Source organism: Gryllotalpicola sp. CP2-P1 (assembly GCF_057512245.1).
In genome coordinates this window covers 1-11,146 of the sequence record NZ_JBLRDT010000088.1, presented here as the reverse complement: position 1 = coordinate 11,146, position 11,146 = coordinate 1, and the positions used below count along the sequence as shown (strand labels likewise).

The following is an 11,146-nucleotide window of genomic DNA, read 5'->3' as shown; positions in this document are numbered from 1 at the left end:
TCTCGATCGCCGCGGCCCGCCAGAACCGCGTCGTCATGCCGCCCGCCGCGCTCGACCCCCTGGCTCCGCAGACGCCTGAGAACCCGTCCGAGATCCCCGCGAACTACGACGTCGCCGTGTTCGAGAACCGGTCGCCGTCGTTCGGGCCCGCGCTGCCCGTCGCGGGCTCGGCCGAGGCAGACCCCGCCCGCCTCGACGGGGTCGGGTTGAACCGCGAGGCGCCGTCGTACGGCCGCTGCGAGGTCGTGTGCTTCAGCCCGGAGCACGAGGGCGCGTTCGGATCGATCCACCGTTCCCGGGCGCGCACGGTGATCGAAGCGTGGGCCGATCGCACGGCCGCGCTGTCGGCGCTGCCCGGCGTGCGGCAGGTGTTCCCGTTCGAGAACCGCGGTGCGGCGATCGGGGTCACCCTGCAGCACCCGCACGGCCAGATCTACTCCTACCCCTACGTCACGCCGCGCACGCAGCGCCTCATCGCGTCGATCGACGAGTACGGCCCCGGGCTGTTCGCCGACCTGCTCGCCGCCGAGCAGGCGGGCCCCCGCGTGGTGCTCGCGGGCGAGCACTGGACAGCCTTCGTGCCCTTCGCCGCCCGCTGGCCCATCGAAGTGCACCTGCTGCCGAACGAGCACGTGGCCGACTTCGCCGAGACGAGCAGCGCGCAGCGCGATGAACTGGCCGTGCTGTACTTGAGACTGCTGCGGGGCGTCGACGCGCTCTACGGCGACCCGACCCCGTACATCGCCGCGTGGCACCAGGCCCCCGTCGACACGCATCGTGACAGCATCCGCCTCAACCTGCAGCTGACCAGCCCGCGCCGCGGCCCCGACAAGCTCAAGTTCCTGGCCGGAAGCGAGGCCGCGATGGGCGCGTGGATCGGGGACATCCCACCCGAGACCCAGGCCGAGCGCCTGCGCGCCGCGATCGCGCAGGCAGATGAGGAGAACCCCGTATGAGCGAGCTCGTCGACGAGACGCGCACCGGATTCGAGCGGCGTTACTCATATGCGCCTTCCGGAATATGGTCGGCTCCGGGCCGCGTCAACCTGATCGGCGAGCACACCGACTACAACGAGGGCTTCGTGCTGCCGTTCGCGATCGACCGGCGCACCTTCGCCGCGCTCGCACTGCGCGACGATGACATCGTGCGGGTCTCGAGCGCAGCGAGCGACGACGTGGTCGAGGTGAGGCTGGCGGATGTCGCGGCGGGCGCGTCGTCGCTGGCCGGCGTCCCGGCCGACGGCCGTTGGGCGGGCTACCCGCTCGGGGTCGCCTGGGCGTTCGGGCAGCTCGGCGCTGATCTCGCGGGCCTGCCGGGCTTCGACGTGCACTTCGACTCCGATGTGCCGATCGGCGCCGGCCTGTCGTCGTCTGCGGCGATCGAGGGCGCGCTTGCGGTCGCGCTGAACGAGGTGTGGCGTCTCGGCTTCGACGGTGCTCGGCTCGTCGATGTGTGTCATCGGGCCGAGAACGACTTCGTCGGCGCCCCGACGGGCATCCTCGATCAGTCCGCCTCGCTCCTGTCGCAGGAGGGCGCGGCGCTCTTCCTCGACTGCCGCGACGGGTCGTCCGAGCCCGTGGACCTGCGGCTCGAGGAATCCGAGCTCGCCATCCTCGTGATCGATACGAAGGTGACCCACGACCACGCCTCGGGCGACTACGCCGCCCGGCGCGCCTCGTGCGAGGCCGCGGCCCGTGAGCTCGGCGTCAGGGCACTGCGCGACGTCACCTGGCCGCAGCTGCTCGAGGCACGCGATCGGCTCGACGGCGTGACCTATCGCCGTGCGCGGCACATCGTCACCGAGAACCAGCGGGTGCTCGACACCGTCGCGGCCCTGCGCGCCGACGGGCCGGATGCGATCGGCGACCTCATGTTCGCCTCGCACCGCTCGATGCGCGACGACTTCGACATCTCGACGCCCGAACTCGACCTCGCCGTCGAGATCGCGCTCAACTACGGTGCCATCGGGGCGCGCATGACGGGCGGCGGCTTCGGCGGATCGGTGATCGCGCTCACGCCGGTCGCCGCGATCACGCACGTGCAGGTCGCGATCGACGGCGCCTTCGCCGAGCACGGCTACACGGGGCCCGAGATGTTCCTCGTGTGGCCGTCGCAGGGCGCCCGCCGCGACCGCTAGCACCGGCCCTGGCGCCGCGTGCGCCACCAGCTTCCGCATTCCGCTCCTCGGATCCGGGTGGCGCACGGCGGAAGCTGGTGGCGCTGCTCGGATCCTCTTCGCGCTGCTCGGATCCGCGCAGCGCCGAGCGGATCCGAGCAGCGTCGAGCACGCACCCCTGCGAGGAACCCCTGATAGGAAGAGGTCATGGCTGAGACGCGTGTGACCCTGCCCATCGGAACACCGAACGAGAGCGCGGCGGCGTATGTCGCGCCCGGGGTCGCGCTGATCGGCGCGGTCACCCTCGCCGAAGGCTCGAGCGTGTGGTTCAACGCGGTGCTGCGCGCCGACAACGAGCCGATCACCCTCGGCGCCGGCTCGAACCTGCAGGACCTGGTCGCCTGCCACGTCGATGCGGGCAAGCCCCTCACGATCGGCGCCGGCGTCTCGGTCGGACACAGCGCGGTGCTGCACGGCTGCACCATCGAAGACGACGTGCTCATCGGCATGCACGCCACCGTCATGAACGGAGCCGTGATCGGAACCGGCTCGCTCGTCGCGGCGGGCGCGCTGGTGACCGAGGGCACGGTCGTGCCCCCGCGGTCGCTGGTCGCAGGGGTTCCGGCGAAGGTGCGCAGGGAGTTGACGGATGCCGAAGTGGCAGGAATCCGCGTCAATGCGCAGCACTACGCCGAGCGGGCGCGGCTCTACGCGGGCACAGCCCTCTGAGGCCTCACGAGCGCTCCTCCGTGACGAGATAGACGACGGCCGTCTCCGGCGGAAGATACGGCGCGTGCAGGCCGGCTGACGCGATCAACCCGCCGCTCAGCACGACGCCCTCTCCCCCGTTCCACCAGGCAGGCGGTTGCGCGATGCGCGGCAGCGACTCTGCGAACACGGGCCGCACCCGGTACCGCCGCTGCGGGTCGAGGCCGGGAAGCCGCACGCGCCCCGGGGTGACGAGACCGCTCATGGCCAGCGAGACGTAGGCGTAGATCGCCTGCGACTTGTCTGGGGCGACGACGCCGTTCACGAGGAGCGTCGGGTCGGTGTGATCCAGGCGCACCACGTCGCCGCCGTGCAGCAGGGCGCGGTGCTCCGTGTAGAACGCGATCCACTCGCGCAGCTGCGCGCGCTCCTCCGCCGTCGCCTGGCGCAGGTCCCACTCGATTCCGAAATGGCCGAAGACGGCGGTCGCGGCCCGGAACGACAGCGAGCTCTGCCGCCCCGTGGTGTGGTTCACTCCCGCGGCGACGTGCGAGCCGAGCAGCTCGGGCGGCAGCAGCTGGGTCGTCCAGCGCAGCATCTGCTGGCGGTCGAGCGGGTCGATGTTGTCGGAGACCCAGATGCGGTCGGTGTGCTCGAGCGCGGCGAGGTCGGCGCGGGCGCCGCCCGACGAGCAGGACTCGATCTCGAGCCCGGGGAAGCGCTGCTTGAGCTCGGCGACCAGGCGGTAGAACGCGAGAGTCTGCTCATGCACGGCCGGGCGCCCGCCGGGTTGTGTGCCGGCGTCGACGAGATCGCGGTTGTGGTCCCACTTGAGGTAGGAGATGTCGTTCTCGTCGAGCAGCGTGACCAGCGCGTCACGGATGTGGTCGTACGCCTCGGGAATCGCGAGGTTCAGCACCTGCTGATGCCGCGCCTCGATCGGCAGCCGGCCGCCGGTCGCCATGATCCACTCGGGGTGGGCGCGCGCGAGCTCGGAATCGGGGTTCACCATCTCGGGCTCGACCCACAGCCCGAAGCGCATGCCGAGCTCGGTGACCCTGTCGATCAGGGGCGTCAGCCCGTTCGGCCAGGCATCCACCGACACCGTCCAATCGCCGAGGCCCGACGTGTCGTCGCGACGCGACCCGAACCAGCCGTCGTCCAGCACGAACCGCTCGACGCCGAGCTCTGCCGCGAGCTCGGCGAGCTCGAGCAGCGCGGGCAGGTCGTGGTCGAAGTACACCGCCTCCCACGTGTTGAGCGTCACGGGGCGCGGCGACGAGGGATGCTGCGGCCGAGCGCGCATCAGACGGTGGAAGCGCCGCGCCACCTCGTCGAGCCCGTCGCCGTACGCGCCGTAGAGCCATGGCGACGTGTACGCCTGCCCCGGCGCGAGCCGCACCTCGCCCGGCAGCAGCAGCTCCCCGCCGCCCAGCACCGTCTCGCCTTCGTTCACGCGCTCGAGGTAGTGCACGTGGTTACCCGACCAGGCCGTATGGATGCCCCAGACCTCGCCCGAGGCGAAGCCGAAGCCGGGCGCCCCAGCGTGCAGGACTCCTGCGGCACCCCAGCCGGTGCGCCCCTGACGGCCCTCGCGGCGGTGCGTTCCGACCGTGATGGGCTGCCGTTGCGGCACCTTCTCTTTGCCCCAGCGGCCGGCGAAGTCGAGCGTCTCGCCCACGTGCTGGGGCACAGGCAGCGCCAGATTGAGCGCATCGAGCTGGAAGTCGTCGTCGCCCGAGTTCGTGAGCGTCGCGCGGGTGCGCAGCACACCGCTCGGGTCCAGCTCGATGACGAGCTCAAGGCCGAGGGATGCCTGCTCATCGCTCGCCCGCACCGCGAGTCGCGCCGCCTCGACGGCGTCGACCTCGGGGCCGTGCAGCTCCACGCCGTCGGCCTCGATGCCGGTCACGGTGAACTTCGGCGACCAGGCCCGGCCGGAGCGCGACCCCACGAGACCCGGCGTGCCGAGCCACCCCGTCCACGGCTCGGGCAGGATTGCGAGGTACGGAGGCACATCGGGCGAACTCGGCCGTGTCGGCGACACGCCTGCTTCGGCGAGCGCGGCGAGGTCAGCCTCGCCGAGCGCGCCGGGGTCGGCCCCCCAGTGCAGCACCGACGGCAGCCGACCGCCCGTGATGTCGAGAACGAGAGCGACGCCGGCGGCGCGCAGCACTGCGCGTGCCTCGGGGTACTCGGTCATTGATCTCCTGTCGGGACTCGAACGAGGGTCGCGGCCGGCTACTGCGCCGGCGGCACGACCTCGACCTCGGTGCCGCCCGTGATGCGCACGAGCTCGTCATAGCTGAGCGGGAAGACGGTGTGCGCGTGCCCCGCGGCAGCCCACAGCACGTCGTAGTCGCGCAGCGCCGTGTCGATGTAGGTGCGCACGGGGGCCGGGTGGCCGACCGGTGCCACGCCGCCGATCGTCTGGCCCGTGGCATCCTTCACGAGATCCTTCGACGCGCGCTCGATCATGCCGCCCAGCCGCTCGCCCAGCCAGTCGGTGTCGACGCGATGCGCGCCGCTCGTCATCACGAGGATCGGCGCACCGTCGAGCGCGAACACGAGGGAATTGGCGATCGCGCCCACCGTGGTGCCGATCGCCTCGGCCGCTGCCGCCGCGGTCGGGGTACCGACCTCGAACCAGGTGATCTCAGGGTTCAGGCCGTGCTCGGCGAGCGCTGCGCGCACACGATCGATGGCGGGATGCTCGGTGTTCACCACACTCGTGACGCTACCGGCTCACGCGGCGCCCGTCGCGCCGGGATCGCCGCGCGTCAGTACTCGAGGCCGGGGTAGAGCGGGAAGGCATCCGTCAGCTTCTGCACGCGAGCGCGCAGCGCGAACGGGTCGTAGTCGGGGCGCAGCGCCTTGGCGATGATGTCGGCCACCTCGGCGAACTCGGCGTCGCCGAAGCCGCGCGTCGCGAGCGCGGGCGTGCCGATGCGGATGCCGGAGGTGACCATCGGCGGGCGGGGGTCGAACGGCACCGAGTTCTTGTTGACGGTGATGCCGACCTCGTGCAGGCGGTTCTCGGCGTCCTGGCCGGAGAGCTCGCTCTCGCGCAGGTCGGCGAGCACGAGGTGCACGTCGGTGCCGCCGGTGAGGACATTGACGCCCGACGCGCGCGACTCATCGGAGGTCAGCGCCTCGGCGAGCAGCTTCGCGCCCGAGATGGTGCGCGCCTGGCGCTCCTTGAACTCGTCGGTCGCGGCGAGCTTGAAGGCGGTGGCCTTCGCGGCGATGACATGCATGAGCGGGCCGCCCTGCTGGCCGGGGAACACGTTCGAGTTGAGCGCCTTCGCGAGCGCCGTGTCGCGGCTGAGGATGAAGCCGCTTCTCGGGCCGCCGATCGTCTTGTGCACGGTCGACGAGACGACGTCGGCGTAGGGGACGGGGCTCGGGTGCAGCCCCGCGGCGACGAGTCCGGCGAAGTGCGCCATGTCGACCCAGAGCTTGGCACCGACCTCGTCGGCGATGTCACGGAAGGCTGCGAAGTCGAGCTGGCGCGGGTAGGCCGACCAGCCGGCGATGATGACCGCCGGGCGGTGCTCGCGGGCCTTGTCGCGCACGACGTTCATGTCGACGAGGAACGTCTCGGGGTCGACGCCGTAGCTGACCGCGTTGTAGAGCTTGCCCGAGAAGTTGAGCTTCATGCCGTGGGTCAGGTGGCCGCCGTGCGCGAGCTCGAGGCCGAGGATCGTGTCGCCGGGCGTCGCGATCGCTGAGAGCACGGCGGCGTTGGCGGAGGCGCCCGAGTGGGGCTGCACGTTCGCGTACTCGGCGCCGAAGAGCTCCTTCGCGCGGGCGATCGCGAGCTGCTCGGCGATGTCGACGAACTCGCAGCCGCCGTAGTAGCGGCGCCCCGGGTAGCCCTCTGCGTACTTGTTGGTGAGCACCGACCCGGCGGACTCGAGCACCGCGCGGGGCACGAAGTTCTCGCTCGCGATCATCTCGAGGTAGTCGCGCTGACGGCCCAGCTCGAGCCGCAGCACCTCGGCGATCTCGGGATCGACCTCGGAGAGAGGGGCATTGAAGTTGTCGACCATGACCGGCGCCTTTCTGACGGAACGGATGACGTATCAGGGATCCGTGTCGGCCCAGGCGTACGGCCGAATCAGTCTGGAAGATCTGAGTCGCTCCCCGGTGGTAGCCCACCTCAACGCCAGTCGCGACGCGTTCAGGGTATCAGTCAGAAGCCCGCGACCTCGTGCGGCTCGTAGGGCTCCTCGAGGAGGTCGAGCTGATCGTCGCTGAGCTCCACGTCGAGTGATGCCACGGCGTCGGTGATGTGGTTCGGCTTCGTGACGCCGACGATCGGCGCGGTGACCGCGCTCTGGTGGTGCAGCCACGCCAGGGCCACCTGAGCCCGGGGAATCCCCAGCTCGTCTGCGACGCGCGCCACGCGCTCGACGATCACGCGGTCGCTGTCGCGGTAGAGAGTCTTGCCGAACTCGTCCTTCTCTTTGCGGTTGCTCGTCTCGTCCCAGTCGCGGGTGAGGCGGCCGCGGGCGAGCGGCGACCACGGGATGACCGCGATGCCCGTCTCTTCGCAGAAGGGCAGCATCTCGCGCTCCTCCTCGCGGTAGATGAGGTTGTAGTGGTTCTGCATCGAGACGAACGGGGTCCACCCGTTCAGCTCTGCGACGAACTGCGCCTGCGCGAACTGCCACGCCCACATCGAGCTCGCGCCGATGTAGCGCGCTTTGCCGGCCTTCACGACGTCGTGCAGCGCCTCCATGGTCTCTTCGATCGGCACGCTCGGGTCCCAGCGGTGGATCTGGTACAGGTCGACGTAGTCGGTGCCGAGGCGGCGCAGCGAGTTGTCGATCTCCATCATGATCGCCGCGCGTGACAGGCCGGCGCCGTTCGGACCGGGGCGCATGCGGCCGTGCACCTTGGTCGCGAGCACGACCTGGTCGCGCGTGGTGAAGTCGCGGATCGCGCGGCCGACGATCTCTTCGCTCGTGCCGCCCGAGTAGACGTTCGCGGTGTCGAGGAACGTGATGCCCGCCTCGAGCGCCTGCTTGATGAGCGGGCGCGACGCCTCTTCGCCGAGGGCCCACTGGTGGCCGCCCGCCGCGGGCTCGCCGAAGCTCATGCACCCGAGGGTGATCGCGCTGACCTCAAGACCTGTGCTGCCGAGCTTCACGTACTCCACGTCTGTCAGCCTAGGCTTCGCCGCGCCGATAATCTTGGGCGCATGAGCTCCGCGCCCACGCACTGGGTCCTCACCCTCGTCTGCGTCGACCAGCCCGGCATCGTGCACGCCGTCAGCGGAGCGATCGTCGCCGCCCACGGCAACATCACCGAGAGCCAGCAGTTCGCCTCGGCCGACACGGGTCGCTTCTTCATGCGGCTGCAGGTCGAGCTATCCGCCGCGCGCGAGGAGTTCGAGGCCGCGCTCGCACCGGTGGTCGCGCGCTTCGGCCTCGAGTGGCGCCTCGATGTGGTCGGGCGGCCCACGAAGACGCTGATCCTCGCGTCGAAGGCGAGCCACGCGGTCGGCGACCTGCTCTACCGCACGCGCTCGGGGCACCTCTCGCTCGACGTTCCGCTCGTGCTCGCGAACCACCCCGACCTCGCCGAGCTCGTCGGGTTCTATGGCGTGCCGTTCGAGAGCATGCCCGTGACGGATGCCGCGAGCAAGGCCGCCTTCGAGCAGCGCGTGCTCGACGAAGTCGAGAAGCACGGTGTCGAGCTGGTGGTGCTCGCGCGCTATATGCAGATCCTCTCCCCCGAGCTGTGCGAGGCGCTGACCGGGCGCGCGATCAACATCCACCACTCGTTCCTGCCGGGGTTCAAAGGAGCGAACCCGTACCGGCAGGCGCACGCCCGCGGGGTGAAGCTCATCGGTGCGACCGCTCACTTCGTGACGAGCGACCTCGACGAGGGCCCGATCATCGAGCAGAACGTCGTGCGCGTCGACCACACCGCGACCCCGGCACAGCTGATGGCGACCGGCCAGGACGAGGAGTCGCGCACGCTGCGGCAGGCGGTCAAGTGGTTCAGCGAGCACCGCGTGCTGCTCGACGGCGCGCGCACGATCATCTTCCGCTGAGCCGCAGACCGGAACTGTTCCCTCATGCAAGCGAACCGGATGCTTCGGCATCCGCTTCGCCCAGATTTCCGTGACCTACGCCCGGATACCCTTTAACAGTGACCGCACGACCCGCCGCCGACAGCCCGCAGCAACCCCAGATCGGCATCGTCGATGCGCTGCGCTTCCTGTGTGAGGTGTTCGCGATCGTGACCCTCGGCATCTGGGGCTTCACACAGTTCCCGTTCTGGCTGAACCTGGTCGTCGGCATCGGCGCGCCCGTGCTCGCGATCGTGCTGTGGGGGCTGTTCCGCGCACCGAAGGCGGTGCTCGCGGTCGACCCGTTCGTGAAGGCCATCGTCGAGATCGTGGTGATGGGCACGGCTGCCTTCGCCTGGGCCGACATGCACCAGTGGATCATCTTCGGCGTCTTCACCATCGTGGCCCTCGCCACCGGATTGATCGCGGGCCGACGCGAGTTCTGAGCCGCTTCGCTAGCCTCAGAGCATGACAGTGCTCGTCGTCCACTCGGCCCGCAAGATCGACGCAACCGGCGAGCTCGACGAGTTCTGGTTCGCCGCAGAGAACGGCACGATCACCGCGACGGGCACGGGCGACGGCTGGCACGCGCACGCCGATGCCGAGGCATCCGTCTTCGATGCGCATGGCCAGCACCTGGTTCCCGGATTCCTCGATCTGCACGGCCACGGAGCGGGCGGCTTCGCGTTCGATGACGGCGCCTACGCGATCGCGAAGGCGCTCGACGTGCACCGCGCGCACGGCACCACCCGGTCGGTCATCAGCCTGGTCGCGAACCCGCTCGACGAGCTGTGCACGTCGCTCGCGGCGATCGCCGACCTCGCCGTCGAAGACGAGCTGATCCTCGGCGCGCACCTCGAGGGCCCGTTCCTCGCCGCCGAGCGCAAGGGCGCGCACAACCCCGACTTCCTGATCGACCCGTCCCCCGCCGCTGTCGAGCGGCTGATCGCCGCCGCGCGCGGCACGCTGCGGCAGATCACGCTCGCCGTCGAGCGTGAGAACGCGCTCGAGGCCATCGACGTGTTCGTCGAGGCCGGCGTGCAGGTCGCCGTCGGGCACACCGAGGCGGGCTTCGACCTGACGCGCGCGGCGTTCGACCGCGGTGCCCGCCTGCTGACGCACGCGTTCAACGCCATGCCCGGAATCGGCCACCGCGCCCCCGGCCCGGTCGTCGCGGCGCTCGAGGACCCGCGGGTGACGGTCGAGCTGATCCTCGACGGCGTGCACGTCGCCCCCTCTGTCGCGAAGCTGGCCTTCGCGGCCGCGCCCGGGCGCATCGCCCTCATCACCGACGCGATGGCCGCCACCGGGTCGCCCGACGGCGCCTACAAGATCGGCTCACTCGACGTCGCGGTGGTCGACGGGGTGGCGAAGCTGCGCGAGCCGGATGGGTCGCTCGGCTCGATCGCCGGGTCGACGCTGACGCTCGACGTCGCGCTGCGGAACGCCATCGAGCTCCTCGGGCTCTCGCCGATCGACGCGGTCGCGGCGCTCACCACCGTGCCGGCGCGGGCGCTCGGCCTCGAGCACCGCTTCGGCCTGCTCGCGCCCGGCTTCGCCGCCGACGCCGTGCTGCTCGACCACGCCTGGTCGGTGCGCGGCGTGTGGGCCGCGGGTGCGAAGCTGGCGTGACACCGTGCCGCTGACCGTCGGCGTCGTCGGCGCGGGTGCGATGGGCCGCGAGCATGCCCGGCAGCTGCGCGCTCTCGGTGTGCGCACGGTGATCTGGAGCAGAAGCGGGGCGGATGCCGCGGCCGTGCAGCTCGGCGCCGAGCCGGCCGCCTCGTTCGAGGCGCTGCTCGCCGCCGCCGACGTCGTCGACATCACGACGCCAACGACCACGCACCTTGCCCTCGGCCTCGCGGCGATCGCGGCCGGCAAGCAGGTGATCTGCGAGAAGCCCCTCGGGCGCACGGCGGCCGAGGCGCAGCAGCTGGTCGACGCTGCGTCTGCCGCCGGTCTGCACCTGCTGCCCGCCCACGTCGTGCGCTGGTTCCCGGCGTACGCGCAGGCGAAGGCCGCGGTGAGTGCCGGTGAGCTCGGCGAGCTTCAGCGCCTGCGGTTCTACCGCGGCGGCGCACACCCGACATCGCCGTGGTTCGCCGACCGGGCGCAGTCGCGCGGCGTCGTGATGGACCTGATGATCCATGACCTCGACCAGGCGCGGTGGCTCGCGGGCGAGGTCGTGCGCGTCGAGGCGACCCGCGACGCGGGGACGCGCGAAGATGGCGCTGCGGCGG

The 11,146-nt window shown here is 70.9% G+C and carries 11 protein-coding genes and 1 riboswitch; of the genes, 7 read left to right on the top strand and 4 right to left on the bottom strand.

Annotated features, from left to right (window positions below):
• The 3 genes from galT to ACM2XV_RS08605 all read left to right on the top strand — a co-directional run.
• Positions 1–956, top strand: a 956-nt coding sequence (galT, locus tag ACM2XV_RS08615; protein ID WP_487026635.1) for a galactose-1-phosphate uridylyltransferase, incomplete at its 5' end; no start/stop codon positions are given.
• On the top strand, positions 953–2,137 hold the full coding sequence (gene galK / locus ACM2XV_RS08610; protein WP_487026634.1) for a galactokinase: 1,185 nt from the start codon (positions 953–955) through the stop codon (positions 2,135–2,137). The genes galT and galK, both read left to right, overlap by 4 nt.
• Before the next feature lie 186 nt (positions 2,138–2,323).
• Positions 2,324–2,845: a gamma carbonic anhydrase family protein gene (locus tag ACM2XV_RS08605; RefSeq protein ID WP_487026633.1), complete on the top strand. Its 522-nt coding sequence runs from the start codon at positions 2,324–2,326 to the stop codon at positions 2,843–2,845.
• A gap of 4 nt (positions 2,846–2,849) precedes the next feature.
• Here ACM2XV_RS08605 and ACM2XV_RS08600 read toward each other — a convergent pair whose 3' ends face one another.
• The 4 genes from ACM2XV_RS08600 to ACM2XV_RS08585 form a co-directional block, all read right to left on the bottom strand.
• The gene (locus ACM2XV_RS08600; RefSeq protein WP_487026632.1) at positions 2,850–5,027 is read right to left on the bottom strand and encodes an alpha-galactosidase; all 2,178 of its coding nucleotides are present in this window, start codon (positions 5,025–5,027) and stop codon (positions 2,850–2,852) included.
• A 38-nt stretch (positions 5,028–5,065) separates the two neighbouring features.
• On the bottom strand, positions 5,066–5,551 hold the full coding sequence (locus tag ACM2XV_RS08595) for a YbaK/EbsC family protein (protein WP_487026631.1): 486 nt from the start codon (positions 5,549–5,551) through the stop codon (positions 5,066–5,068).
• Between the two features lie 53 nt (positions 5,552–5,604).
• On the bottom strand, positions 5,605–6,876 hold the full coding sequence (gene glyA, locus ACM2XV_RS08590) for a serine hydroxymethyltransferase (RefSeq protein WP_344776218.1): 1,272 nt from the start codon (positions 6,874–6,876) through the stop codon (positions 5,605–5,607).
• 42 nt (positions 6,877–6,918) lie between these two features.
• Positions 6,919–7,010: riboswitch (ZMP/ZTP riboswitch) on the bottom strand.
• A gap of 9 nt (positions 7,011–7,019) precedes the next feature.
• Complete coding sequence (locus ACM2XV_RS08585) at positions 7,020–7,988, bottom strand: aldo/keto reductase (RefSeq protein WP_344776220.1); 969 nt, start codon at positions 7,986–7,988, stop codon at positions 7,020–7,022.
• A 42-nt stretch (positions 7,989–8,030) separates the two neighbouring features.
• Between ACM2XV_RS08585 and purU the strand changes: the two genes are divergently transcribed.
• The 4 genes from purU to ACM2XV_RS08565 all read left to right on the top strand — a co-directional run.
• Positions 8,031–8,888: a formyltetrahydrofolate deformylase gene (purU, locus tag ACM2XV_RS08580; protein WP_487026630.1), complete on the top strand. Its 858-nt coding sequence runs from the start codon at positions 8,031–8,033 to the stop codon at positions 8,886–8,888.
• Positions 8,889–8,986: 98 nt separating this feature from the next.
• Positions 8,987–9,352, top strand: a complete 366-nt coding sequence (locus tag ACM2XV_RS08575; protein WP_344776226.1) for a YrdB family protein — start codon at positions 8,987–8,989, stop codon at positions 9,350–9,352.
• Positions 9,353–9,374: 22 nt separating this feature from the next.
• Positions 9,375–10,538: an N-acetylglucosamine-6-phosphate deacetylase gene (nagA, locus tag ACM2XV_RS08570; RefSeq protein WP_487026629.1), complete on the top strand. Its 1,164-nt coding sequence runs from the start codon at positions 9,375–9,377 to the stop codon at positions 10,536–10,538.
• 4 nt (positions 10,539–10,542) lie between these two features.
• Positions 10,543–11,146, top strand: a 604-nt coding sequence (locus ACM2XV_RS08565; RefSeq protein WP_487026628.1) for a Gfo/Idh/MocA family protein, incomplete at its 3' end; no start/stop codon positions are given.